The 26,667-nt window shown below is 31.1% G+C and carries 20 protein-coding genes; 19 read left to right on the forward strand and 1 reads right to left on the reverse strand.

Features of this window, described 5'->3' with window-relative positions:
• The first annotated feature begins 11 nt into the window (after window positions 1–11).
• The 9 genes from ACJDTP_RS12585 (at window position 12) to ACJDTP_RS12625 (ending at window position 9,897) form a co-directional block, all read left to right on the forward strand.
• Window positions 12–2,120, forward strand: a complete 2,109-nt coding sequence (locus ACJDTP_RS12585; protein WP_406761384.1) for an FAD-dependent oxidoreductase — start codon at window positions 12–14, stop codon at window positions 2,118–2,120.
• Between the two features lie 13 nt (window positions 2,121–2,133).
• Window positions 2,134–3,378 (forward strand): NADH-ubiquinone oxidoreductase-F iron-sulfur binding region domain-containing protein, encoded by a 1,245-nt coding sequence (locus ACJDTP_RS12590; RefSeq protein ID WP_406761385.1) that lies wholly within the window; start codon window positions 2,134–2,136, stop codon window positions 3,376–3,378.
• Between the two features lie 60 nt (window positions 3,379–3,438).
• A complete protein-coding gene (locus tag ACJDTP_RS12595; protein ID WP_406761386.1) occupies window positions 3,439–4,896 on the forward strand; it encodes an FAD-dependent oxidoreductase in 1,458 nt (485 codons plus the stop codon).
• Window positions 4,897–5,323: 427 nt separating this feature from the next.
• On the forward strand, window positions 5,324–6,019 hold the full coding sequence (locus tag ACJDTP_RS12600; protein WP_406761387.1) for a glycosyltransferase family 2 protein: 696 nt from the start codon (window positions 5,324–5,326) through the stop codon (window positions 6,017–6,019).
• Window positions 6,020–6,043: 24 nt separating this feature from the next.
• Window positions 6,044–6,193, forward strand: a complete 150-nt coding sequence (locus ACJDTP_RS12605; protein WP_173715003.1) for a hypothetical protein — start codon at window positions 6,044–6,046, stop codon at window positions 6,191–6,193.
• A complete protein-coding gene (locus tag ACJDTP_RS12610; RefSeq protein WP_406761388.1) occupies window positions 6,190–6,534 on the forward strand; it encodes a hypothetical protein in 345 nt (114 codons plus the stop codon). Before ACJDTP_RS12605 ends, ACJDTP_RS12610 begins: the two co-directional genes overlap by 4 nt.
• Window positions 6,535–6,545: 11 nt before the next feature.
• Window positions 6,546–7,811, forward strand: coding sequence for an ArnT family glycosyltransferase (locus ACJDTP_RS12615; protein WP_406761389.1), 1,266 nt, complete (start codon window positions 6,546–6,548; stop codon window positions 7,809–7,811).
• A 1-nt stretch (window position 7,812) separates the two neighbouring features.
• Complete coding sequence (locus ACJDTP_RS12620) at window positions 7,813–8,511, forward strand: response regulator transcription factor (RefSeq protein WP_406761390.1); 699 nt, start codon at window positions 7,813–7,815, stop codon at window positions 8,509–8,511.
• A gap of 3 nt (window positions 8,512–8,514) precedes the next feature.
• Window positions 8,515–9,897 (forward strand): HAMP domain-containing sensor histidine kinase, encoded by a 1,383-nt coding sequence (locus ACJDTP_RS12625; protein WP_406761391.1) that lies wholly within the window; start codon window positions 8,515–8,517, stop codon window positions 9,895–9,897.
• 156 nt (window positions 9,898–10,053) lie between these two features.
• Here the strand turns inward: ACJDTP_RS12625 and ACJDTP_RS12630 are convergent, their stop codons facing one another.
• On the reverse strand, window positions 10,054–10,458 hold the full coding sequence (locus ACJDTP_RS12630) for an FMN-binding protein (protein ID WP_406761392.1): 405 nt from the start codon (window positions 10,456–10,458) through the stop codon (window positions 10,054–10,056).
• Window positions 10,459–10,873: 415 nt separating this feature from the next.
• Between ACJDTP_RS12630 and ACJDTP_RS12635 the strand changes: the two genes are divergently transcribed.
• The 10 genes from ACJDTP_RS12635 (at window position 10,874) to ACJDTP_RS12680 (ending at window position 26,664) form a co-directional block, all read left to right on the forward strand.
• On the forward strand, window positions 10,874–11,806 hold the full coding sequence (locus ACJDTP_RS12635; RefSeq protein ID WP_026885720.1) for a helix-turn-helix domain-containing protein: 933 nt from the start codon (window positions 10,874–10,876) through the stop codon (window positions 11,804–11,806).
• A 2-nt stretch (window positions 11,807–11,808) separates the two neighbouring features.
• Window positions 11,809–13,878 (forward strand): beta-glucosidase family protein, encoded by a 2,070-nt coding sequence (locus ACJDTP_RS12640; protein ID WP_406761393.1) that lies wholly within the window; start codon window positions 11,809–11,811, stop codon window positions 13,876–13,878.
• Window positions 13,879–14,196: 318 nt separating this feature from the next.
• A complete protein-coding gene (locus ACJDTP_RS12645; protein WP_406761394.1) occupies window positions 14,197–15,537 on the forward strand; it encodes an MFS transporter in 1,341 nt (446 codons plus the stop codon).
• A gap of 414 nt (window positions 15,538–15,951) precedes the next feature.
• Entirely contained in the window at window positions 15,952–16,977 is a 1,026-nt protein-coding gene (locus tag ACJDTP_RS12650) for an iron-siderophore ABC transporter substrate-binding protein (protein WP_077855799.1), read from the forward strand.
• The gene (locus tag ACJDTP_RS12655) at window positions 16,977–17,975 is read left to right on the forward strand and encodes a FecCD family ABC transporter permease (protein ID WP_406761395.1); all 999 of its coding nucleotides are present in this window, start codon (window positions 16,977–16,979) and stop codon (window positions 17,973–17,975) included. The genes ACJDTP_RS12650 and ACJDTP_RS12655 overlap by 1 nt, the downstream gene beginning before the upstream one ends.
• Window positions 17,972–19,003 carry a FecCD family ABC transporter permease gene (locus tag ACJDTP_RS12660; protein WP_406761396.1) on the forward strand — a complete coding sequence of 344 codons (1,032 nt, stop codon included), beginning with the start codon at window positions 17,972–17,974 and terminating at the stop codon, window positions 19,001–19,003. The genes ACJDTP_RS12655 and ACJDTP_RS12660 overlap by 4 nt, the downstream gene beginning before the upstream one ends.
• Window positions 19,003–19,806, forward strand: coding sequence for an ABC transporter ATP-binding protein (locus ACJDTP_RS12665; RefSeq protein ID WP_406761397.1), 804 nt, complete (start codon window positions 19,003–19,005; stop codon window positions 19,804–19,806). Before ACJDTP_RS12660 ends, ACJDTP_RS12665 begins: the two co-directional genes overlap by 1 nt.
• A gap of 485 nt (window positions 19,807–20,291) precedes the next feature.
• On the forward strand, window positions 20,292–21,662 hold the full coding sequence (locus ACJDTP_RS12670; protein ID WP_406761398.1) for an FAD-binding oxidoreductase: 1,371 nt from the start codon (window positions 20,292–20,294) through the stop codon (window positions 21,660–21,662).
• A gap of 430 nt (window positions 21,663–22,092) precedes the next feature.
• Window positions 22,093–26,010 carry an acyl-CoA dehydratase activase gene (locus tag ACJDTP_RS12675; protein ID WP_406761399.1) on the forward strand — a complete coding sequence of 1,306 codons (3,918 nt, stop codon included), beginning with the start codon at window positions 22,093–22,095 and terminating at the stop codon, window positions 26,008–26,010.
• A 315-nt stretch (window positions 26,011–26,325) separates the two neighbouring features.
• A complete protein-coding gene (locus tag ACJDTP_RS12680) occupies window positions 26,326–26,664 on the forward strand; it encodes a cupin domain-containing protein (RefSeq protein ID WP_012059922.1) in 339 nt (112 codons plus the stop codon).
• Window positions 26,665–26,667 lie beyond the last annotated feature (3 nt).

Consider the following 26,667-nt stretch of genomic DNA (forward strand, 5'->3'; position numbering starts at 1 on the left):
TGGAGGTTAACATGAGTAGTATAAAAGTCATAATAGATAATATAGAATTATGCGCTGATGAAAATAAAACAATTATGCAAGTAGCTGAAGATGCTGATATTTATATTCCACATCTTTGCCATCATCCAGATCTTCATGATGTTGGGGGCTGCAAATTATGTGTAGTTGAAATATCAGGAAAAAATGATATACAAACAGCATGCACCACAAAAATTGAAGAAGGAATGATTGTTAAAACAAAATCAGAAAAACTTGATGAGATGAGAAGATTGTCAATGGAACTTATGCTTGCTAACCATGTAGACGATTGTACTACATGTCCAAAGTATTTAAAATGCGAATTGCAATCATTAATTCAATATTTAGGTGTTAGTACTTCAAGATTAAGAAGAACTCTTAATGCTGTTCCTGTTGAAACAGAAAATCCATTAATTATTAGAGATTTAAACCGATGTGTAGCATGTGGCAGATGTGTAAGAGCTTGCCATGATATCAGAGGTGTTGGAATTTTAGATTATGATAAAAATGAAGAAGATAGAATTTATGTTGGAGTTAAAAATGGATTATCATTATCAGATGCAAACTGCCGTTTTTGTGGGGCTTGTGTTGAAGTATGTCCAACAGGAGCTCTTCAAGATAAAAAAGGTGTATTCAAAGATGGAAATAGAGAGGATGTATTAGTTCCATGTAAGCATGAATGTCCAGCAGGAATTAATGTGCCTAAATATGTTCGTTACATAAAAGATGGAAATTTCGATGAAGCAGCAGCAGTAATTCGCGAAAAAGCACCATTTCCAAAATCATTAGGTCTTGTATGTATGCGTTTTTGTGAATCTGCATGTAGAAGAAAAGATATAAATGGAGCAGTTTCAATACGTGAATTAAAAAGATTTGCAGCTGAAACTGATTCTTATAAGTGGAAAGATAAATCATTTAAAAAGGATAAAACTGATAAGAAAGCCGCAATTATTGGATCAGGACCAGCAGGACTTACAACAGCTTACTATCTTGCGAAACTTGGACATGCAGTAGATGTATATGAAAAACTCCCAGTAGCAGGAGGGATGCTATCAGCAGGTATTCCAGATTATAGACTTCCTAAAGAAGTTGTAGAATCTGAAATAGATGTAATTCGTGAAGCAGGAGTTAATATCATTACTAACAGCAAAGTAGAATCTTTAAAAGAATTAAAAGAGAATTATGATGCGGTTGTAATTGCTATAGGAACAGATAAAGGTGTAAGGATTCCAATCCCTGGGTCTGATTTGAAAGATGTATATGTAAATATTGATTTTTTAAGAAGAGATTTGATAGATATAGACGTTGAAATGAAGAAATCAGTTGTTGTTTTAGGTGGAGGAAATGTAGCATTCGATTGTGCAAGATCAGCAAAGAGATTAGGAGCTGAAAGTGTAGCAGTTGTCTGTTTAGAAGGAAAAGGAAACATGACTGCTAGCGATGAAGAAATTGAAGAAGCAATTGAAGAAGGAATTCAAATTTACAATAGCAGAACATTTGTAAAAATTGAAGATAATGATGGGAATGCTTCTGGGATAGTATGTCAGGAAGTTGAAGATTTCCACTTTGATGAAAATAAGAAATTAATATTAAATATAAAAGAAAACTCAGAACATTTAATCAAAGGTGAAATGATAATTTTTGCAACAGGCCAAAGAGCAGATCTTGGAGCATTTGAAGAAATCGAGCTTAACGGAAGAGGTCTAGTAAATATTGACGATTGTTATAAAACTAATGAAGATGGAATCTTTGCAGTTGGAGATGCAGTGACAGGAACAGCATCTGTAATTCAGGCAATAGCAGGAGCAAGAAAAGCTGTATCAAGTATTGATAAATATTTAGGCGGAGATGGAGTTATAGATGAAGTTTTATCATCTGAACAGCCTTTAGATCCAATGATGGGAATGGAAGAAGATTTTGCTAAAAAGGAATGTAGTCATTATAAATGTGTTCCGGTTGATAAAAGAATAAATAATTTTAACTTAATGACAGTGGGATTTGACACAAAAACTGCACAATGCGAGGCTTCTAGATGTCTTCAATGTGATTTGCGTCCAAAACTTACAAAGGCAAAATTCTGGACTGAATATAAGGTGAAGTAAAGGTGGTGAAAAAATGCTAGCAGAAAATATAAAGATATCAGGACATGGAATAAAAAACACTAATCTTATAGATAGATGGCAAAGCAGGGAATGGGAAGAATTAGCATGTCTTTTTATTGAAGATAATAGTCAAAGTGAAAATATAAGATATTTATTAGAACAGCACATAGGTAAGGTTATTGATGGAATTAAAATATGCCAAAAGGAATTAGGCATAGAGAAAGTTAAAATTTATCTTAGTGAATGTTATAGTAATTTCAAAATGCAATTAGAATCATATGAAATAGAAGTAGTGCTAGTTGGGAATAAGAAAGCTTTTGAAAAAGATGTATTTAATGAAGTGACATTAGTACATAATGCAGAAACAATGTATGCACTTAAGAATTCATTAGAAGAAAATTATACACCTAAAAAGATTATTTCAATAGCTGGAGATGTTAAAAATCCTGGAATCTATGAAATTCAATTTGGAACATCTTTAAGGGAAATTATAAGTGAATATGGTGGCGGAACTGAATCTGAAAAAGCAATAAAGTTCGTGCAGGTAGGTGGAAATACGGGTGCTGTTTTCACAGAAGAAGAATTAGATACTCCATTCATATATTCAAATTTAATGGGAAATGGGACAATGTTAGAAGTATCAAAAGTAGAAGTTTATAACGTAGATACTTGTGTTGTGAATTGGGTAACTCAAAAGATGTTAGATAATAGTAAAGAGACCTGCGGAAAATGTGTATATTGCAGGGAAGGGATTTACCAATTATATAAAATTATTAAGGATGCAACTGAAGGAAAAGGAAAAGAGAGTGACATTAGTTTAGCTATCCAGCTAAGTGAAACAATTAAAATCGGAACCTTATGCGATTTTGGAAGAACTGCTTCTAATCCATTATATACAGCTATTAATAAGTTTAGAGATGAATTTGAGAAGCATATTGATAGAAAAATCTGCAATACACTAAATTGTATAGCTTATGCTAATTATTTTATAGATCCAAAGGTTTGTAATGGGTGTGGCGATTGTATGGATTGCCATCAAAAAGCAATCAAAGGTGGAAATAATCTAATTCATATAATTGATATGGATTGTTGTGATAAATGCAAAAAATGTGAAGAGATATGCAGCGTAAAAGCAGTAAAAAGATATGGCTCAGTAAAACCTAAATTACCATCAGAACCAATAGAAGTTGGGAGCTTTGATGAAGGTGCTTTAGGCGAAAAGAAAGGCCTTGGACTTGGAAGAAGACGAAGAAAATAGCTCATAATCAAAAATTAATATATATTTTTAATCATTAATTAAATTTAGGAGGTAACAAATATGCGTGAAATGGAATCAGATGTAATTATCGTAGGTGGAGGAGCAGCAGGGCTTGCAGCAGCAATTGCAGCTGCAGAACAAGGAGCTGAAGTTATAGTATTTGAAAAAGCAAATACTACTGGTGGATGTGCTAATATGGCAATGGGTCCTTTAGGCGTAGAGACTAAAATGCAAAAGGAAAGACTTATTGACTGCACAAGAGAAGCAGCTTTTCAAAAATTCATGGATTATACTCACTGGCGCGCAGACGCAAGACTTGTAAAAGATTATATTTATAAATCAGCAAGTACAATTGAATGGTTAGAAGATATGGGTGTAAAATTTGCACTACCATCAAAATATTTCCCGGGTTCAGAAGCAACTTGGCATATTGTTCAACCAAAGACAGGAGCACCTGGTCTTAGAGCAGCTGCTACAATGATCAAAGCAATGACAGACAGGGCAGAAGAATTAGGAGTTAAAATTTGTTTAGAATCACCAATTCAAAGTTTAATTAAAGATAATGGAGAAGTAATAGGAGTAGTTGCAAAAGATAAAGATGGTGAAATTGAAGCATATGGTTCAGCAGTTATTATTGCAACAGGAGGATTTGGAGACAGTCCTGAATTTATTAAAAAGTATACAGGATTTGAATGGGGAAAAGACTTATTTTCATATAGAATTCCAGGACTTACAGGAGATGGAATTAAAATGGCATGGGAAGCTGGTGCAGCAAAAGACACAATGGATTTAGAATTAGTTTTCTTTGCACCTAATACAGGTGGATATGCTCCAATCGAACTTCCATTTAGACAACCAAACGTTTTTGTAAATCTAGATGGTGAAAGATTCTATGATGAAGCTGTGGTTGAAAATCCTGTATTTTCAGTTAATGCTATCTGTAAGCAAAAAAGTAAAACTGTATTTTCAATTATAGATGATAGTATTATGAAATATTATGAGAAAAACGGTTTAGAGCTAATAAATGTTGTAACTTCAAATATTAGTATGGATGATTTTAAACAAGAAATGAATGAATTTATTAAAAACGGAAATGATATTTTATTCATAGCAGATTCCATTGAAGAATTAGCAGAAAAATCAGGAATTGATAAAGAAGGTCTTGTAAAAACAATAAGCGATTATAATGAAGCTTGTAAATCAAGAGATAACATATTTAATAAAAATCCAAAATATTTAAAACCATTAATAGGTCCAAAATATTATGCATTAAAATTTGCGCCAAGTGCATATGGTAGTGCAGGTGGAATTAAAATTAACTATAAGACACAAGCAATGGATGCAGACTCTAATGTAGTACCAGGATTATTTGCAGCAGGAACAGATGCAAACTCTTTATATAATCCAGACTACGCATTTATTCTTCCAGGAAATTCATTAGGATTTGCCTTAAACTCAGGCAGAATGGCTGGTGAAAATTCAGTTAAATATATAAAAGAGCACTTTACAGAAGAATAGAAAAGCTTAATTGCTTTTGTGGTGGATTTGAAATAGTATGATTTCTAGTTAAGATATTAGCTTAAAGTTCTAGCAATTTTGTAAATATGTTCATCTAATAAGTTTAATTCTTAAATTGGATATCTATAAGCCCCATGAAAATCTAAAATTTAGATTTTCATGGGGCTTTCTCATTTCACAGGAGAATATAGACTTTTTGATTGATGAATGTATTATTCAGAAGGTTTTCGTTATGTAATTTATTGCAACGTATATATAATTTTAAGTTCCCATTAAATGCTCTATTTCGGAAAACTACAAATTTATATCTATAAAGTTTAGACAAAAGATGAACTTCATAATTTCTTCATAAATTTAATAAATAGTTCTTTAATTTTGATAACTAAAATTAAGTTATACAAGATCAAGGAAAAAGGAGAATAAAGTAATGAAGTGTTTGATTATAATACCAGCTTATAATGAAGAAAAAAATGTTTATAATGTAATAACTTCAATAAGAAATAATAATGTATTTGCAGATGTCATTGTAGTTAATGATGGCTCTAAAGATAACACATATTTTGAAGCAAAAAAGGCAGGAGCAGAAGTAATAAATTTAAACGAAAACTTGGGCATTGGGGGAGCTGTTCAGACAGGTTATATCTATGCCTTAAATAAGGGATATGATGTGGCTGTGCAAATAGATGGTGATGGCCAGCATGATCCAAAGGATTTAGAAAATTTGGTTAAACAAATGGAAAAAAGCAATTTCGATATGATTATAGGTTCAAGGTTTGTAGAGAAAACCAATTATATACCAAGTACATTTAGATCAATGGGAATAAGATATTTTTCTAAATTAGTTTCGTTGTTATGTGGAAGTAATTATTATGATACTACTTCTGGATACAGATTGATAAATAAAAAGGCAATAGAGCTTTTTGCAAAATACTATCCAAAGGATTATCCAGAAGTAGAAACCATAGTATATGCGTACAAAAATGGTTTGAAGGTTAAAGAAATTGGTGTAAATATGAGGCAAAGATATGAAGGAAAGTCATCTATAACACCACTAAAATCAATTTATTACATGATTAAAGTAACATTATCAACATTAATAATAGCTCAAAAGCAAGTTTATTAAAAATGTAAATGAGGAGATTAAACTATGAATGGAATAATAATTTTTTTGATAATATTAATTTTTGCAATAGCTTATTTAATCAGACAAATATATGAGATAAAGAGGAGATTAGTTAGGCTGATACAAGAAAATGCTGTGATTTGGCAATTTATAAAGGAGCAAGAGAATAGATGATGTATTTATTGTTATTCTTAAACATAATAATGTTGGTTTCAGGTCAAGTATTGTGGAAGATTGGTATAGGAAAAGGTGGTTTTAACTTCTCAATTAAAGGAATTATTAATATGTTTTTTAATCCTTATATATTAGGTGGAGGAATTATATATGTGTTTGCTACAATAATTTGGATTTACATATTATCAAAGGAGGAATTAAGCAGGATATATCCATTGCAAAGCTTATGTTATGTAGGGGGAATACTTGCTGGAGTTCTAATATTTAAGGAGTATTTTACATTTAACAAAGCTTTAGGAGCAATATTTATAATAATTGGAACATTTATTATTGCTAAGTAGAGGAGAAAAATATGTTTATTACTTATAAGGAAAATAAAAGGATAAAATTTGGACTTATTCTTTTAGAAATATCATTTATAATAGTGGCTCTCATTTCAATTTTCAAACATGGTAATTCTACATTGCTTGGAAGCTTGGAGAGTTTTGATAATGATGATGTTAAATATATAAGAAGCGCTTGGAATTTGGTAGGAAGCGGAATATTTTCATATGAAGATATAAGTAAGTCGACAGTTTATATAATGCCAGGATTAACATTTATACTTTCATTCTTTGTAATAATATTTGGAAAGTTTCAGGCTATTGTGGCATTTAGGATATTTCAAGTTTTTCTGCAGATATGCAGCTTAAATTTAATATTTCTAATAGGAAAAAGAGTTTTTAATGAAAAGGCAGCTTTAATAGCTTGTACAATTGATTCAATTTATATTGTTGAGATATATTCTGCAAACCTTATATTAATGGAAGTTACATTTAAGTTCTTGATTCTACTGCTTATATATTTAAGTATTAGAGCATTAGAAACTAAGAAAACAAAATATTATGTACTGGCAGGAATAGTTTGGAGTTTAGGTTGCTTATTTAAACCGACAATAGCAGTATATCCTGTAGTAATATTTGTAGTTTGGATTAAAGCTAGGTATAAGATGAAAGAAATGGTTAAATATGCTAGTATAGTAGTAATTATATTTTGCATTATAATGTCGCCTTGGTGGGTAAGAAATTACAATAATTTTAATATGTTTATACCATTTACAAAGTCAAGTGGTAATCCATTTTTACAAGGTACATTCATTAATTATAATCAGGATAAAGGATGGGGAGTTGAATATAGGAGAAGTGAAGATTCTATACAAAATGATGAATATGAAGTAGAGGAAGGAATAGAAAGGTTAAAGATATACGGAAAAGAAGAAACTTTTAAATTTGCCTATTGGTATACTATTGGAAAGACTTTTTATTTTTGGTATGAACCATTTTATTGGACTCAATATATAGGTATAAAAAACTTGCTTGCGTTTATAGAACATTATTTTATATTAATTACAGCAATCATTAGTATTAGAAATTTTGTTAAAGAAAAAAATTTCACTTTAGGAAAACAGGTTATGGCCCTAAGTATAATAACTATGAATGTAGTGTATCTTCCATACTTTACATGTAGCAGATATGCATATCCTCTTATGCCACTGATGATTATTTTTTCAGGTAATTATGTTTACCATAAAATGTGCAAATATAGAGATTCAAAGATAAAGAAAAGGCAAGGTGTATAGCATGGAAAAGAAGAAATCAATACTAGTTGTAGACGATGAAAAAGATATAAGAGAAGTTATAGAAATTTATTTGATAAATGAGGGGTTTGAGGTTATCACAGCTTGTGATGGATTAGAAGCTTTAGAAAAATTAAAGAATGAAGCTATAGATTTAATAATATTGGATATAATGATGCCTGAATTAGATGGCATTAGGACATGCTTAAAAATCAGAGAAGAAAAAAAGATGCCTATAATAATGCTATCAGCTAAAAGTGAGGATAGTGATAAGATATTAGGATTAAATATTGGTGCAGATGATTATGTGGTAAAGCCATTTAATCCGCTAGAGCTCGTTGCAAGAGTAAAATCTCAAATAAGAAGAACTACAAGTTTTAATGAACCAAGAGAAGAAAATGATGATGAGATATGCATAGATGGGCTTGTAATAAATACAGCAACTAGGGAAGTATTTGTAGACGACAAATTTGTTAGATTGACTCCAAGAGAATTTGAAATCTTAAAAGTTTTAGCAACAAACATTGGCAGAGTATTAAGTACTGAACAGATATATGAAAATGTATGGGATGAACCTTTTTTCAATTCTGATAATACTGTAGCAGTTCATATTAGAAATATAAGAGAAAAGATAGAAATCAACCCGAAAGAGCCTAAATATATAAAGTTGGTATGGGGTGTTGGATACAAGATTGATAAATAAGAGGTGAAAGGGTTGAAGAATAGAATAATAAAAAGCTTAAGCAGCTTGAATATAAAATTTATATTAATGAATGTTATTAGTGCTTTAATAATATTAGTGGGAATAGGTGCAATTCTATATTATATATATGAAGGTACTGTGTCTGGGCATGTTAATAATTTTAATAAAGCTTTTGTTGATATAAATAGATTTGTAAATAGAAATGATGAATCCTGTGAAGAATACTTAAATAATGTTGCAAAATTATATGATGTAAATGCTGTAATAGCAGATGAAAATGGAAACATATTGCTGAAGTCAAAAAATGTAGAAGGAGATAAATTAGATGTAGAAAAAATCCATAAATGGCTTAATAGAGAATACAAGGATGGGAATGTATATCAAGTTTATGATATCACAATAGATGGTAAGGAAGAAAAACTATATATTTATAAGAAGTATAATGAAATTGATGAGAAAAAATATACTGATAATGAATTATTAATCATTTTATTGTCGCCTGTAATTGCAGCAATGCTTTTAACATTCTTTTTAACCAGCAGAAAAGTAAAATATATAAAACAAATAGCAGAAGGTGCAGTAGAATTTTCAAATGGAAACTTAGATTATAGGATTCAAAAGAAGGGGATGGATGAGCTTGGATTTTTGGCTGAAAGTATGAATTCCATGGCAGAGAAACTTAAGGAAAATATTGAAAAGGAAAGAGCTCAGGAAGAATTTAAAACAGAGCTTATAACTAATGTTTCACACGATTTAAGAACTCCATTAACTTCGCTTATAGCTTATATGCAGCTTGTAGGGGACGAAAAGACTACAGAGGAAAATAAAAGGAAATATACTGCTGTTTCCATAGAAAAAGCTTATAAGTTAAATAAGCTTATAGAAGATCTATTTGAATATTCCAAGTTAGAATCTGGCGGAATATCTTTAAATAAGAGAGAGGCAAATGTGGTTGAGATATTGGAGCAAAGTATAGGAGAATTGTTTGTTGAGGCTCAAAAAAGAAATATGAATTTAAAAAAAGAGTATGAGGCTTCTAAAGTAATTCTAAATGTTGATTCAAGCAAACTAGGAAGAGTTTTTGAAAATTTGTTATCAAATGCAGTTAAATATGGGATAGAAGGCACTGATATATATGTAGATTTAATAGAAAGCAGCGAATGTGTGACCATTTCATTTAAAAATGAAGTAGCTAGCGATGGTTTACAAGATACATTAAAACTTTTTGACAGATTTTATAGAAGTGATAAATCTAGAAACTCCAAAGTTAGTGGTTCAGGTCTTGGATTGGCTATTTCAAAGAATATAGTAGAACTTCATAGGGGAGAAATCTGGGCAGAGTGTGAGAATGATGTATTTAAGATTTATCTAAGAATATATAAGTAAATAAGTAATAAGGGGGAAATATAAAAAAATAATGAATGGCTGAAATGATGTTATTACTTATGTGAACATGGAAATAATATAAAGATTATGCTTTGGGCTGTAGGTAGATTTGTGTAAAAACAAAATCTATTTACAGCCTATTTTATTGATATATCTTTATTTCTGATTAGGCTTTAGTGCGTTTTCAATAGCCTTCAAAATTGTTTTACTGCTATTTGTTGCTCCTGAAACAGTATCTACTTGTAAACTTTGTGCTTTAACTACCATGCTTGGAATAACTTCTGCAGGCTTGCCTCTATTGGTTTTATGTTCTAGCAAATCTATATTTTCAATTTTGTGGTTTTTAACTGTAACTGAAACTTTTGCACTAATAAAATTGACATCGCATGAACCAATATATTTTCCATCGGGAATCTTTGATAAATCTACGTTGTTAATTGTTAATTCCTTAATTGCTTTTTGATAATTTCTAACAGAGATTAGATATTTTCCTCCAACTATGATACTGGTGATAACAACAAGACAAACTACACCTAATAATATTTTTTTAACATTTAACATATAAAATACATCCTTTACTTTTTAATAGATTCTAATAAAAGGCTAATTCCATCTTCTGTTAAATTAATAATATTTCTTTTTCGCATAATAATATTTTATCATAAATTTCCAAATTATTGGGTTTGAGATTTTAAAGATAAATTATTGCTGCATTTTTTTATTATGATTTAGAATAGCGAGAAATTAGTGGATTAGTTAAGTTCTTATGCAGTTTATTATCTTGTGGATTGTCTATACATAATATGAAATATTTAATTTATTTTTATGTGCATTATATTATTCAGTTATAATATGAGTAGTCTGAAAATGAAATAGAATTTGTACAAAAATGATAACAAATATATTTTGATATAATTTATAATCAAAGTGTAAATATTTACAAAGGGGTTATAGTATATCATGAAATGGGGGAAATATGAGTTCATATATTTTTGAAACAATTGAGCATGAAGAGAAATATCCAGCAAAGGTGTTTGTAACATCAATTGAACATTCTAGTTTTCATTGGCATTATGATTATGAATTAATTTTAGTTTTGAAAGGATCTTTAATAGTAAATGCAAGCCCCAAGATAACGGTTTTGGAAGCAGGGGATATTGTGTTATTAAATTCAAAAGCAGTACATGAATTACAACGTACTAAAGAAGATAATTTATGCTTGTTTATTCAGATGAATGAGAATTTATTCAAAAATACAAAAGATGATAATAGATCATATTATTTTTACTTAAATAGCAAGCTTGATGATAAGAAACCTAAGAACGGATATGATGCATACGTTACTAATGCTGCTAAAATTGGACTTGAAAGTCAGAATGATGAAATATTTAACACTTACCGGGTAAAATCTTTAGTTTATATGTTAATAGCGGACTTATTTGAATTCACATTATATGATATTCATCAAAAAGCTGTAGATTTGAAAGAAACAGAAAACACAGAATTGCTCATGCAGGTAATAAACTTTATCCAAAAAAACTGTAAAAAGGATACAGTATTAGATGAACTATATAAATTTATAGGCTTGTGCGAGAAATCAGTTTATCGTTTCTTAAAGGCAAACATTGGATTATCACCTAAGGATTTAGTGCTTAGCAGCAAAATAGAGGCTTCTAAATATATGCTTAAGTTTTCAAACAAGTCAATTAGCTTTATAGCAAATGATTGTGGTTTTTATTCTGAAAGTACTTTTTACAGAGCTTTTAAAAAAGAAATAGGTGTGACCCCTTCTGAATACAGAAAAAGTGGGGCAAGTTTAAATGCTGATCCAAATGTACAAGGCTATTTGCGTTTTGATTTTAAAGAATCTATCAATTTATTAGAAAAATATTGTAAAGGAGATATGTAAAAATGAAATGTACTAAATTAAAAAGACTATCTTATACTGAAAAGGCAAAGGAAATAGTTAACTCTTTAACTTTAGAAGAAAAGGTTTCCTTAATGGGTGGAAATGTTACTCTTAATGATATGCTCTCTGATTTGAGAGATGCTGATGAGCAAAAACATTATAATAGTTATCCTTATCCAGCTGGAGGAATAGAGAAGAATAATGTGCCTCCTATGCTTTTCTGTGATGGTCCAAGAGGTGTAGTTTGTAGTGCAGGAAAAAGCACATGTTTTCCAGTATCAATGCTTAGAGGTGCAACATTTGATACAGCATTAGAAGAAAAAATAGGTAATGCTATAGGTAAAGAAGTTCATGGGTATAAAGGTAACTTATTTGCAGGAGTATGCATTAACCTTCCATATAATCCGGGCTGGGGAAGAAGCCAAGAAACTTATGGTGAAGAATCTTTTCACTTAGGGGAAATGGGACGAGCATTAGTTAAAGGTGTACAAGACGAAAATGTAATCGCATGTGTAAAACATTTTGCTTTTAACCAAATGGAAATTTCAAGATTTAAGGTAAATGTTGAATGTGATAAACGTACTGAAAGAGAAGTATTTCTTCCTCATTTCAAGAAATGTGTTGAAGCAGGTGCAGCAGCTATTATGAGTTCTTATAACTTATACAAAGGAACTCATTGTGGACATCATGATTACTTATTAAATCAAGTATTGAAAAAGGAATGGGATTTTGATGGATTTGTTATGAGTGACTTTATCTGGGGAGTCAGAGATACGGTTGAAGCAGCTAATGGCGGACAAGATATGGAAATGTGCTGTACTCAGTTTTTTGGAGATAAATTAGTAGAGGCAGTAAAAAACGGACAAGTAAAAGAAAGTAAAATTGATGAATCTGCATTACGTATCGTGCGTACATTGCTAGCATTTGAGGATGCTTATTCAAATGAATATGATGAGAGCGTAATTGGATGTGAAGATCACATTAAACTTGCACTTCAGGCAGCAAGAGAGGGGATTACATTAATTAAGAATGAAAATAATGTATTACCATTAAGCAAAGATAAAGCAAGAAAAATTGTTGTGTTAGGAAAGTTAGGTGATAAGGAAGTAATAGGAGATCACGGTTCAAGCCAGGTAAGACCAGCTTATGTTATAACACCATTACAGGGAATTGCAAATGCAGCACCTAAAGCGCAGGTTGTATATTATAATGGGGAAAATTTGGAACACGCAAAAGAATTAGCTAAAGATGCAGATGCAGTTATATTTGTAGTTGGATATAACTATGACGATGAAGGTGAATATATATCAGAAGATGAATTTGAATCTTACACAGGAGCAGTAGGTGGAGATAGAAAAAACTCATTAGGTCTTCATGAAAATGAAATTAAATTAAGACAGGAAGTAGGTCCTGTTAATACCAATTCTATAGCTGTGTTAATTGGTGGAAATATGATAATGATGGAAGAGTGGAAAGAAAGCGTTGGAGCTATAATGATGGCATATTATCCAGGTATGGAAGGCGGAACTGCAATAGGAGAGATTATATTTGGAGATGTTAATCCAAGTGGAAAACTACCATATGTAATTCCATTTAAAGAAAGTGATCTTACACAAGTAAATTGGGATACAACATCTCAATGGTATGATTACTATCATGGATATACAAAGTTAGAAAAGGAAGGCATAAAACCATCTGCTCCATATGGATATGGACTATCTTATACTAAATTTGATTTTAGTGATGCAAAGTTTGATGCATCTGATGATAGTGTTATCGCTAAATGTACTGTTAAAAATATAGGAAAAATGGCAGGGGATGAAGTCGTACAAATGTATGTCGGATTCCAAAATTCATCTGTAGAGAGACCTGTAAAATTGTTAAGAGGTTTTGCTCGTGTAAATTTACAGCCGGGAGAAAGCAAAGAAGTGACAATAACTTGCCCTAAAGAGGAGCTTTGCTGGTATAATCCAAAAACAGAACAAATGGAATTAGAGAAAATGGAGTATGAGGTGTATATAGGAAGCAGCAGCGCAGATTCAGATCTACACATGGGAAAAGTTACATTGTAATTGTCTCAAATACAAATGAAATGACAGAGTGAAAAGTATTAGTTTAATGATAGTTAATATTAGTTGGTTGATTAGTTAATATTAACTGTACATAAAAATATAATTACTTTACTCTGCCATATCAAGTCATATTTTTATAATATATAAGTTTTAATTAGAATTCAATGCTTTTTGAATAGGAATTATTGAAAACTCAAAAAAGTTTCAGAATTTATTATTTATTGATAAATGTGCATCATTAATTAGAACATATATATTCTTGGAGTAATCGTTTAATTACTTTATATGTTGAGTACTATGAAAGGAATGAGTATTTTTATGGAAGAAAAAATTAATTTAAAAGAAAAGATTTCTTATTCAATAGGCGATGTAGGATGTAACTTTGTGTATGTGCCAATTACTTCTTTTTTGATGATATATTATACTAATAGCGTTGGACTTGGAGTAGCAGCGGTTGGGACACTAATGTTGATTGCAAGACTTTTAGATGGTGTAACAGATTTATCAATTGGAGCACTTATTGATAAAACTAATACAAGGTGGGGGAAAACAAGACCTTGGATTTTATGGAGTGCACCATTTATGGGAATTGGATTGATATTATTGTTTAATGTTCCTATGAGTCTCAGCGATGGTGGGAAGCTGATTTATGCATATATCACTTATATATTTTTAGTATCAATTGTATACACGGCATCAAATTTGTCATATTGTACATTGCTATCAAGAATATCAAGCAATATACAGGAACGTTCAGTTTTGAGTTCAATTCGATTTGTTTTTGTTATTTCATTTACTATTATATTATCAATGATTACAAACCCATTAGTTGAAAAGTATGGATGGTCAAAACTTTCAGTTATTTATGGAATAATTTCATGCGCATTTCTATTCATAACATTTGCATTTACCAAGGAAAGAAATCAGGATGAAAAGGGAGAAAAATTCAAGTTAAAAGTAGGAATTGGCTCCTTGATGAAAAATAAATATTTTTTACTTATAGCGATTATGTTTATTATTATTTATACAGATATGGGGTTATTTTCAGGAGCTACTCTTTATTATACAACCTATGTATTAAATAATGCTAATTTAATGGGGATGCTTACTTTAGCACTTTATGCACCTATGATAGTTGGATTTGCACTTTTACCTAAGTTTATAAGTAAATTTGGTAAATGGAAAGTTATGATGTTTGGATTTCTAGTGAAATTAGTAGGTGTTATTATTATGGCAATTAATCCTGCTTCTTATGAGCTTGTTATGGCAGGAAGCATTATAAAGGGTTTTGGTATGGCGCCTCTAATAGTTGGAATTTTCGCAATTGTTGCAGATGCTGTAGATTATGGAGAATGGAAAACTGGTATACGCGCAGATGGATTGATTAACAGTTGTGTAAGTTTTGGAATGAAATTAGGGGGTGGCCTTGGTACTGCAATTCTCGGATGGATTCTTGACTTTGGAAAATATAATGGAACAGCTGCTGTACAGACAGGAGCTGCAATAAAGGCAATTAATATTTCATTTATATACTCAGGAATTGTATTTACCATAATTGGATTAATTGTAATGTATTTTATAAATATGGACAAGTTTTCAAATAAAATGGTAACTGAACTTAATATTAAGAGGACTTCTAAATCTATAGAATTAAATTAATTTATCAAATGTCTTAAAGCAAGATTTAGTTAAGTCAAAAAATAAGTTTTATTGCTTAAAGAACTTGTGCATTAATAATTAATTTTATGTAATTTTGTTTTGAAATATTTATGTATAGATCCTTGTTTTCATTGCTGTTTAGAAACGCAATTAAAATAAGGATTTATCATAAATATTTTTTTATTTTCTAGCAACTCCCTATGAAGGCAAGATCTTCACAAAATATAATGGAAATAATTTTATTTAATAAGTATTACCATAAGTTTCAAGATAAAGTTCTTCAATGTAAGGTTGACAAATTTTACTGATGAATATAAAATAAATACCGACAGCGAATGAAAAACATTATCATTTGAATATAAAAATCAAATAAATATTAATTGAATAAAATACATAACAATTAGGAGGATTATCATGAAATTAAAAGGAATAACTACGATTATTCTTGCTTGTACTTTATTAATAACGGGATGCTCAAGTGGAGCGGCTAAAAATGAAGATAAATCTAATGTGGGACAAAGTGCGACTGTAACTTATCCGCTTACTATTAAACATGCTTTTGGTGAAACAGTAATTGAAAAGCAACCAGAAAAGGTTGTTACAATTTCTTGGGGAAATCAAGACGTACCATTAGCATTAGGAGTTGTACCAGCAGGAGTTTCTAAAGCTAACTATGGAAAAGCAGATGAAAATGGTTTATTGCCATGGACAGCAGAAAAATATAAAGAGTTAGGTGTGGACAAACCTGTTACTTTTGACGATGTAGATGGTTTAGACTATGAAGCTATCAGTAATGCTAAGCCAGATGTTATATTAGCTGCATATTCAGGAATAACGCAAGAAGAATATGATTTGTTAAGTAAAATTGCGCCTGTTGTAGCATATCCTAAACTTCCTTGGCAAACATATTGGCGTGATCAAATATCAATTAATTCAACTGCAATGGGTAAAAAAGATGAAGGAGACAAATTGGTTTCAAATTTGGAAAAGCAAATAACAGAAAAAACTAGTGAGTATCCTAAGCTTAAAGGTAAAAAGGCTGTTTTCTGTTACTTTAATCCAGCTGACTTAGGTAAATTTTATATATATCTTCCAACAGATCCTCGAGCAGCATATTTAACTGATTTAGGATTAGAATTACCAGAGAGTGTTAAAAAGCTTGCGCAAACTTCAGACAGTTTTGCTCTTGAAATTAGTTCAGAAAATATTGATAAATTAACAGATGTAGATGTAATAGTAACGTATGGAAATGACACATTAGTAAAACAATTGCAATCAGATGCCCTACTTGGAACAGTTCCAGCAATAAAAAGAGGATCAGTTGCCGTAATAGAAGATGGATCAGCACTTGCAGCATCTTGTACTCCTACTGCCTTATCAATTCCAGCAACAATAGATGAATATCTAAAAATAATTGGAGAGGCAGCAGATAAAGCATAATGAGATTTAGAAAGACAGTAGGAATATATTTAGGTAGTATTTTTTTACTAGGTATATGTGTAATAATATCACTGGCGTTTGGGTCAAAAAATATAGGAATTAGCCAAGCAATAAATGCTTTGTTAAATAGTGACGATACTTCTTTTGCTGCATTAGTTGTTCGAGAACGTATTCCAAGAACAATTTTTAGCATTATGGCAGGAGCTTCTCTTGGAATATCGGGAGCTCTTATGCAATCAATCACTAGAAATCCAATAGCAGATCCAAGCATTTTAGGAGTTAATACAGGTGCATCTTTATTTGTTGTAATTGGAATAGCATTTTTTAATATAAATTCAGCTAACGAGTATATCTGGATTGCACTAGTTGGAGCAGGAATCACATCAATATTTGTTTATACTATAGCTTCTATTGGTAGCGGAGGTATGACACCTATAAAACTTGCTTTGGCAGGCTCAGCTACTAGTGCAGTTTTAACCTCTTTAGTAAGTGTAGTAATACTTCCTAGAAGCGAGGTTATAGATGCATATAGATTTTGGCAGGTCGGAAGTGTAAGTGGTGCAACTTGGGAGAGTATTGATTTAATGTTACCATTTTTAATAATTGGATTAATAATAAGCATAATATCAGCACCAGCATTGGATATTTTGGCTTTAGGAGATGAGGTTGCAACTGGTCTTGGAGTAAATATAGGAATCATTAGAATTATATGTGCAATTGCAGGGGTTATACTATGCGGTGCAACAACAGCGATTGCAGGACCAATAGGATTTGTAGGGTTAATGATTCCTCACAGTATACGTCTCATATTTGGTTCAAATTTAAGAGGTTTAGTGCCTATGTCAGCTATTGGGGGAGCGGTGCTTTTAACGATTTCGGATGTTTTAGGAAGAGTAATTGGAAGTCCAGGTGAACTTCAGGTAGGAATTATTACTGCATTTTTAGGTGCACCAATTCTTATTATCATTGCAAGGAAAGCGAAGGTGAGGGCTATATGATAAAAACTACTCACTCTATGATAAAAGAAGGTTATATAAAAAGAAAAAAACGCATGATCAGCGTTAATATAATTCTCTTTGCTTTAACATTAGGTCTTTGCGGAGTTATGCTTTTATATGGTAAAACTAATTATTCATTAAGTACAGTTATAAAGGTACTTAGTGGGGAAGAGATACAAGGCGCTACATTTACTATAGGAACCTTGCGTTTACCAAGAATGATCTGTGGACTTTTAGCAGGGTTAGCTTTTGGAATTGCAGGAAATACATTTCAAACTATGCTTAGAAATCCACTAGCTAGTCCTGATATTATAGGAATAAGTTCAGGGGCTAGTGTTGCAGCAGTGTTTTGTATATTAGTTCTTCACATGAGTGGAAGCAGTGTTTCTGTTGCAGCTGTGATTTCGGGACTTTTGGTTTCAGGACTTATATATATGTTCTCTAAGGGCACAGGATTTTCAGGTGGCAGATTAATACTTGTAGGAATTGGAATGCAAGCAATGTTAAATGCCCTTATATCATTTTTGCTAGTTAAGGCTTCAGAACATGATGTTTCAAAAGCACTCATATGGTTAAATGGAAGCTTAAATGGGATGAGTATGAAAGATGTCCCAGGCCTACTTGTGGTCGTTATTATATTTGGAGTTATTATTTTATGTTTAACAAATCATCTTCAAATATTGGAATTAGGAGATGAATTTGCGACAACACTAGGTATTAAAATAAATTTAATAAGAATAGCATTGATCTTAAGTTCAGTATTTTTAATTGCTTTTGCAACTGCTATTACAGGGCCTATAGCATTTGTTGCATTTTTATCAGGTCCAATTTCAGCAAGACTAGTTGGATTAGGTGCGCCAAATGTTTTAGCATCAGGTTTAGTTGGAGCATTATTAGTACTTGGAGCAGATATGATTGGCCAGTTTGTATTTAGTACAAGATTTCCTGTAGGTGTAATTACAGGAATTTTAGGAGCACCATATATGCTGCTGCTTCTAATAACTATAAACAGAAGGGGGCAAGCATAATGAATGAAAAACAACAATTGCTTGAAGCAAAAAACTTAGTAACTGGGTATGAAAAAAAGATTATAGTTGATGGAATTGATATAACTATTCCAAGTAATAAAATCAGTGTTATTATTGGAGCAAATGCATGTGGTAAATCAACTTTGCTAAAAACACTTGCAAGGCTTATAAAGCCAATTTCAGGAGATGTTGTAATTGACGGTAAAAAAATAACTTCAATGCCTTCTAAAAAATTGGCACAAGTTTTAGGACTGCTTCCGCAATCACCAGTAGTTCCAGAAGGGATAACAGTCTGGGATTTAGTTTCAAGAGGTAGATTTCCATATCAAGCATTTTTAAAAAGCATGGATCAAAGTGATTTTGATGCTGTGGAAGAGGCACTTGAAATAATGGGAATAACAGAGCTTGCTAATCGTAGTGTAGATGAATTATCTGGAGGGCAACGCCAAAGGGTTTGGATAGCTATGGCACTAGCGCAGCAGACAGATATACTTCTTCTAGATGAACCAACCACATATCTTGATATTGCTTATCAAGTAGAAATCCTTGATTTATTGACGGATCTAAACCGCAAAAGAGGAACTACTATTGTAATGGTACTTCATGATATAAATTTATCTGCCAGATATGCAGATTATATATTTGCTCTTCGGAAGGGAAAATTAATTGGGAAAGGTGAACCATCAAAGGTTATAACTTCGGAATTAATCAATAAAGTATTTGGGCTAGATTGTGTGGTAATACAAGATCCAGTATCTGATTCACCTTTTATAGTGCCAAGAGGAAGACATCATGTTAATTAAACAAATCCTCGACAATATTAATTGTAGTATTGTCGAGGATTTGTTTATTCTCTAGAAAATTATATCGATGGATAATCATGTGATCATTGTGGTTCGTAAGGGGGATTAATTATGGAGAAAGGCTTACTTGGAAAGTTACTTTTTAAAAGAGAATAAAAAAAGAAAATATATTTTACTTGGTGGCTAATAAAAAAACTAATCTTATATCATGATAAGTTTGAAAAAAGTCACATGTTGAATTACATATTAATGAAAATTGTATACTCCTTTTTGTGAAAAAGTATAAGGGAAGATATAAGTGTACTTGCCTTTTAATCCACAGTAGTCTAAGGAAAAACTCGTATTATTTTTATAGCATTATGTTAGATGTAAAGTCAAAAGGTGGTACTAATTCTATAAAAGTTCATATTATAAAATATAACAAGCTTTGTGTAAAAAAATAAATTGTTTTTATATAAGGCTAATTTACAAAAGAGGGTGACTATATGAAATGCAAAACTAAATTAACTGGAAAGGTAATCCGTCCAAATGATCCTGAATATAGGGAAGCACGAATGAACTGGAATCCGTTCACCAATGCGTTTCCTAGTGTATTTGTTTTTGCAAGGAATAATAAGGATGTAGAAAATGCAGTCAAATGGGCCCGTGAGAATGATGTACCAATTAGGATGCGCAGCGGCAGGCATGCTCTAGCAAAAGATTTTTCACAAACAAACGGTGGAATTGTAATAGATACTGGTCTAATGAAAAGAGTAAAGGTTGATAAAGCGAATTTAGTTGCCACAGTTGAAGCGGGAATACGCGTTGGTGTTCTTGTGAGGATGCTGGCAAAGGAAGGTTTCATTGCTCCTTTTGGAGATAGTTCTACTGTTGGTATAGGCGGAATAAGTACTGGTGGAGGAATTACGGCTATACAACGAACAGCAGGAGTGATTTCAGATAATATTCTAGCTGCCACTATAGTTAATGCTGATGGTGAGATTATGCACGTTAGCGAAAAAGAAAATCCAGATTTACTATGGGCTATTCGTGGAGGTGGAGGAGGTAACTTCGGTATTATAACCTCATACACATTTAGAATACGTCGTGCTCCTGCTGAAGTAGGGATATTCCAAATAATTTGGCCTTGGGAGCAATTAGATGAAGTTATTGATGCCTGGCAAAGATGGTCTCCGTTTGTAGATGTAAGACTTGGTACCATATTGGAGATATATTCAAAAACAAATGGACTTCTCCGTTCGCAAGGATTATTCCTTGGAACTAAAGCAGAACTTAGGAAATTGATAAGACCTTTGATAGAAGTAGGATGTCCTTTAAAGGTGCTTGTTGATGGGGTTACACTAAGTGAGGCAATAGATTTCTGGGCTCCAAATGAACCTTTCTTCGATGAACAGAAGAGTACGTGGTCATCTGCCTGGGTTGAGCAAACTCTACCTGAAAAGGGAATTGAAGCAATAAGAAGTTTCTTGGAGAAAGCAAAAGGAAGCGAATCTAATTTCTTTTTCCTTAACTCTGGAGGCGCTATGAATAGTGTAAATCCAAAGGATACAGCCTTTTTCTGGCGAAATACTAAATATTATTTGGAATGGGATGCATCATGGATTGAAAAAGGTGAAGCACGAGAGAATATTATGCTTGTTGAGAAGACACGTGCAAGGTTGCAGCCGTATATAACTGGATCATATGTAAATGTACCAGATTTGTGTATAAAAGATTATGGTCATGAATATTATGGTGATAATTTTGCTAGGCTTAGGAGAATTAAAGCTAAATATGATCCGGAAAATGTTTTTAACTTCATACAGAGTATTCCTCCAGCTCGTACTTGTGATTGTGATTATAGAGAAGAAAGATAGTGGCATAATCCATTGTTGTAGCTAACTATTGATTAATTTGCATAATTTATTTCTAGTCTTAACTAAAAATATGGAATTTAAAATCGCATTTCCTGTAATTTTTGTTTAATTGACGAAAAGATTGAGCAATACTTCATACTGAAGGATATAGTGAAAACTTTATTTTTAATAATTGATGGATCATAAGATAATTAGATTTTATCCTATAGAATAGACGATAAAAAAGTCAACTCTATAGGGTATTTTAGTTTATAAAAACCTCAATCATCTGTACTTCAGAAGCACATGAAATATTTAAATTATCTAAAGCTGACATCAGATACCTCATAAATTTCTTTTAAAGCGTATCATATGATACGGAGTCTATAGTGAAAGTATAATATAATACTTATAAGAAGTAAATGAGAATGGATATCAAAGGAGGGGCTATATGAATAAGTTAGGAATAGATATTGGGTATTCAACACTTAAGTATGTTTACTTAGATAGTAATGATAATTTAATTGAAAGTAATTATATATTCCATAAAGGAAATATTAATAAATATTATAGTGAGTTAATAGATAAGATTAAAGCAATTAATAAAGAATCAAATATTGTTATTGGGATAACAGGAAGTTTATCATCAAGAATTAATTTAGATAAAAAATATCATATTAATAACAGTATTTCTCTTATTGAAGGAGCTTTATTTAAAAATAAGAATGTTAAATCTATTATTGAACTTGGTGCACAAGAAACAAAATATATTACAGATATAGACGTTAAAAATGTAAAATTCTTTATGAATACAAGCTGTGCAGCTGGTACAGGTTCTTTTTTAGAAGAACAGGCTTCAAGATTATCTATAGATATAAAAGATATATCAGCCTACACAGAAAAAGCTACAGAAATTCCAAGAATAGCAGGAAGATGCAGCGTTTTTTCAAAGACTGACATGATACATCATATGCAGGATGGGGTAAAAGTAGAGGATATATTGCAAGGATTATGCCATGCACTTGTTAGAAATTATAAAGCAAATGTTCTTCAGAAAAATAAGCTCAATAAACCAATCATGCTTTCTGGCGGGGTAATACATAACAAAGGAGTAGTTAAAGCTCTAAAGGATGTATTAAAGTTAGAAGATAAAGACATTATAATTGAAGAAAATTTTGAGCTGCTTACATGTTTTGGAGATTGCAAGATAGCGGAAGAAAAAGGATTAATTATAGATGTAAATAAACTTAGCGCTTCTGAAAAATTAATTATAGAAAAGCCTAAAAATAGTTTGTTTGAAAAGTTAGATAAATTCGGAGTAAATGATAGCTTAAATAAACATACTTGTATAAATAATAATTTAAAAGAAGGTTACTTGGGTGTTGATATTGGATCAACAAGTATCAATTTTGTTGTTATTGATGAAGCTAACAACGTAATTGATTATATTTATACAAAAACTAACGGAAAACCAAAAGAAGTTGTTACTGAATATTTTGATATATTAAAGGAAAGATTAGGACAAGACTTTAAATTCAAAGGAATAGGTACAACTGGTTCTGGTAGAGAGTTTATTGGAAAATTAATTAATGCAGATTTAATTGTAAATGAGATTACAGCTCAAGCAGAGGGAGCTATAAATGTATGTAGTGATGTTGATACCATATTTGAAATTGGTGGTCAGGACTCAAAATATATATGTATAGAAAATAAGTTAGTAAAAGACTTTGAAATGAATAAAATATGTGCAGCTGGAACGGGAGCATTTATAGAAGAGCAAATTAAGAAACTTGGAATAAGTATTAATGAGTTTGGAAAGGTTGCTTTAGAAGGCGATAGCCCTTGCAATTTAGGGGATAGATGTACTGTTTTTATTGAAGGAAATATAGGTAAGGCAATAGGAGAAGGGGAAAGTATTGAAAATATTTCAGCTGGCCTTGCTTACTCTATAGTAAAAAATTATTTAAACAGAGTTGTTGGAAATAGACCTATTGGAAATAAAATATTCCTTCAAGGTGGAATTGCTCATAATCAAGCAGTAGTAAATGCATTTAGAGCTTTACTTAATAAAGAAATTATTGTTCCAGAATTCTTTAGTGTTACAGGTGCTTTAGGAACTGCAGTTTTAACAAAGGAAAGTATAAAGAATAATAAGAAAGATAAGAAGCAAAATAGCAGTATAGATTATTCAAATAAAGGTGAAAAGTTATTCTTAGATGGATATATAACTAATAAAGATGCTAATAAAAAAACAATAGGAATACCAAGAGTATTATTTCTTAATAAAATGTTCCCGATGTTTAATGAGATATTTAAAAAATTAGGATATAATGTTTTACTTTCAGATGCGACTAATGAAGATATAATCGGGCTTAGCCAGGAATATTCTTTTGAAGAAACATGTTTTCCTGTTAAATTAATAAATGGACATGTAGCATGGCTTCTACAGAAGAAAGTTGACTATATATTCCTGCCACATTTATATACTATGAAGCATGCAGGTTCAGATGTAAGGGAAGATTATGCATGTGTGTATATGCAGACTTCACCAAAGATAATTGAAAGTGTGTTTAACTTAGCAGAAAAAAATATAAAATTAATATCACCAACATTATCATTTAATTTTGGCAAACAATATATGATTAAAACTTTATTAAGTATAGGAAAAGATCTTGGAAAAAACAAAATAGAAACAGCGGCGGCAGTAATGTCTGGTATGAGAAAGTTCATGGATTATGAGAAAAATCTTGAATCACTTGGAGCTGATGTTTTAAAGAATATAGGTGAAGATGAAAAAGTATTTGTTATGATAAGCAGAGTGTATAACATAGTTGATCCAGCATTAAACATGGGCATAGAAAATGAATTGAAAAAGCGTGGATATAAAGTACTTCATTTAACTCACCTTGAAGCTTCTGAAATGAATATAGGAGAAGAATATTCTAATATGTATTGGCCTTTTGGACAGCACATAATAACTGGAGCAAAAATTATAAGAAACCATAAAAATTTATACCCAATATACATTACTAATCATGGATGCGGACCAGATACAATTCTTACTCATTATTTTAAAAAGGAAATGGGAAGTAAGCCATACTTGCATATAGAAGTAGATGAACATTCTTCAAAAGTTGGAGTAATTACAAGGGTAGAAGCATTTATAAATTCGATTAAAAATTGTGATAATAATGGCCTTTTAGAAAATAAAGTTGAGGAATCTGCTGAAGGTAATTGTAGTAAAAAACTTGGAATGGTTAATGAAGTTAAATTTGATAATAAACTTCAAAACTCTAAAAATGAAATGGAAACTGAAAATGAAGTAATAATTCCATATATGTATCCATATAGCAATATACTAAAAGCTTTCTTAGAAAGAAAAAATACAAAGGTTACAATATTAGAACCTGTAAGTGAAAGCACAATTGAAATTGGAAAGCAATTTTCAAGAGGAAAAGAATATTTCTCACTAACTGGTTTAATATCAGAAGTCATAAGTAAAGTTAAAGAAAGTGAAAAAGAATATACATTATATCTTCCTACAGATGAAGGAAGTGAAACCTTTGGGCAGTATGGGAAGCTTATACAATATAAAGCCTTAGAATGTGGCAGAAAATTAAATCTCGAAGCGCCATTTATAGAAGATTACTTAGGAGATAAAGATTTTGGTCTAGAATTCTTTAAAGCATTGGTAATAGGCGATCTGATTAATAGATTACATGAAGATAAAAAAGAAACATCCTTAGATGATTTAATTAAAGCAATAAAAAATAATAATATATCAGACTCATATTTTGATGAAAAATTAGAAATCCTAAATAGTGAGATATTAAAAGAAAATAAAAAGAAACTTCTTATAGTTGGAGAAGCTTTAGTAGTGCATAAAGATTATTTAAATAATAATCTCATAAAAAGGCTAATGGAAAATTATGATATTGTAAAGCAGCCCTTTGCAGAAGAATTATATATGCTATATAAAGATTTTAGCAATAAGAGAAATAAGACTAATAAGCAATATTTAAAATTAGTAGATGAAGCTAAGAAGATTATTAATAAAGTTAATTTGATTCTAGAAGAAAAATCTCCATTTAATAAGGATATTGATAGTCTTAATGAAATATTAAAAGATAAGCTTCCAAATTATGCAGGAGGAAGCGGAAGATATAGGTTTGCTAAATTCCTAACAGCAGAAAATGTTGATGGGATTATTTTAGTAAGCTCAATGTATGAAAATACGGCTACAATACTAAAAATACTGAGAGAAAAATATAAAGAAGAAATAAAAATTCCTGTATTAGATCTATATTTTGACAGCAATATAAACAAAAATAACGAAGAACTAATAGAGACATTTACAGCTTACCTGTAGATAAACTAAATGAACTTTAGAGTCATGGATATAATCACCGAAATAACAGGGACTCTGTTATTTCGGTTTCTAGAGAATTTCACTGTGGATTTCTAACAGTATAAGTTGTACCCATTTTTGCATGGCTCCTTTGACAAGCAAATGACAAGCAAAAATAGAACAACTTGTACTGAAGAAATCCTACAGCAAAATTCTCAATGAAACACTGCACAAAAGAGTCCCTATTATTTCTAGTATGGCTATCTATATATATAAATATAAATCAATGGAGAGAGGTTGTTTACCTACATATAAAAATGAAAAGGAGAATTTAATATGCAAGAATTAATTAAGAATATAGAAAAATCAAAGGCAATAGATTTTGACAGCTTAGTAAGCTGCAAGGAAGGTCAAATAGAAACTGTTACAATGGCTCAAAAGAAAGGTGTAGGACTTACTGCATTAGCTTTTGGAAAAGGTGAAGGCGTTGGACCTCATGCAGCTAAAGGCGATGCTATGATTGTTATTCAAGAAGGAGTTGCTACTGTAAAAATTGGTGATGAAGTAATGGAAGCTCATAAAGGGCAAGTGGTAGTTATGCCTGCAAATATTCAGCATCAAGTAACTGCAAAAGAAGATATGAAGATGCTATTAATAGTAGTGAAAGAGGATTAAGCT

This window comes from Candidatus Clostridium helianthi (genome assembly GCF_045310795.1).
GTDB lineage: Bacteria > Bacillota > Clostridia > Clostridiales > Clostridiaceae > Clostridium > Clostridium helianthi.

Coding starts and splice junctions, on each gene's coding strand:
- ACJDTP_RS12585 (WP_406761384.1), top strand. CDS start 12: ATGAGTAGTATAAAAGTCATAATAGATAATATAGAATTATGCGCTGAT.
- ACJDTP_RS12590 (WP_406761385.1), top strand. CDS start 2,134: ATGCTAGCAGAAAATATAAAGATATCAGGACATGGAATAAAAAACACT.
- ACJDTP_RS12595 (WP_406761386.1), top strand. CDS start 3,439: ATGCGTGAAATGGAATCAGATGTAATTATCGTAGGTGGAGGAGCAGCA.
- ACJDTP_RS12600 (WP_406761387.1), top strand. CDS start 5,324: ATGAAGTGTTTGATTATAATACCAGCTTATAATGAAGAAAAAAATGTT.
- ACJDTP_RS12605 (WP_173715003.1), top strand. CDS start 6,044: ATGAATGGAATAATAATTTTTTTGATAATATTAATTTTTGCAATAGCT.
- ACJDTP_RS12610 (WP_406761388.1), top strand. CDS start 6,190: ATGATGTATTTATTGTTATTCTTAAACATAATAATGTTGGTTTCAGGT.
- ACJDTP_RS12615 (WP_406761389.1), top strand. CDS start 6,546: ATGTTTATTACTTATAAGGAAAATAAAAGGATAAAATTTGGACTTATT.
- ACJDTP_RS12620 (WP_406761390.1), top strand. CDS start 7,813: ATGGAAAAGAAGAAATCAATACTAGTTGTAGACGATGAAAAAGATATA.
- ACJDTP_RS12630 (WP_406761392.1), bottom strand. CDS start 10,458: ATGTTAAATGTTAAAAAAATATTATTAGGTGTAGTTTGTCTTGTTGTT.
- ACJDTP_RS12635 (WP_026885720.1), top strand. CDS start 10,874: ATGAGTTCATATATTTTTGAAACAATTGAGCATGAAGAGAAATATCCA.
- ACJDTP_RS12640 (WP_406761393.1), top strand. CDS start 11,809: ATGAAATGTACTAAATTAAAAAGACTATCTTATACTGAAAAGGCAAAG.
- ACJDTP_RS12645 (WP_406761394.1), top strand. CDS start 14,197: ATGGAAGAAAAAATTAATTTAAAAGAAAAGATTTCTTATTCAATAGGC.
- ACJDTP_RS12650 (WP_077855799.1), top strand. CDS start 15,952: ATGAAATTAAAAGGAATAACTACGATTATTCTTGCTTGTACTTTATTA.
- ACJDTP_RS12655 (WP_406761395.1), top strand. CDS start 16,977: ATGAGATTTAGAAAGACAGTAGGAATATATTTAGGTAGTATTTTTTTA.
- ACJDTP_RS12660 (WP_406761396.1), top strand. CDS start 17,972: ATGATAAAAACTACTCACTCTATGATAAAAGAAGGTTATATAAAAAGA.
- ACJDTP_RS12665 (WP_406761397.1), top strand. CDS start 19,003: ATGAATGAAAAACAACAATTGCTTGAAGCAAAAAACTTAGTAACTGGG.
- ACJDTP_RS12670 (WP_406761398.1), top strand. CDS start 20,292: ATGAAATGCAAAACTAAATTAACTGGAAAGGTAATCCGTCCAAATGAT.
- ACJDTP_RS12675 (WP_406761399.1), top strand. CDS start 22,093: ATGAATAAGTTAGGAATAGATATTGGGTATTCAACACTTAAGTATGTT.
- ACJDTP_RS12680 (WP_012059922.1), top strand. CDS start 26,326: ATGCAAGAATTAATTAAGAATATAGAAAAATCAAAGGCAATAGATTTT.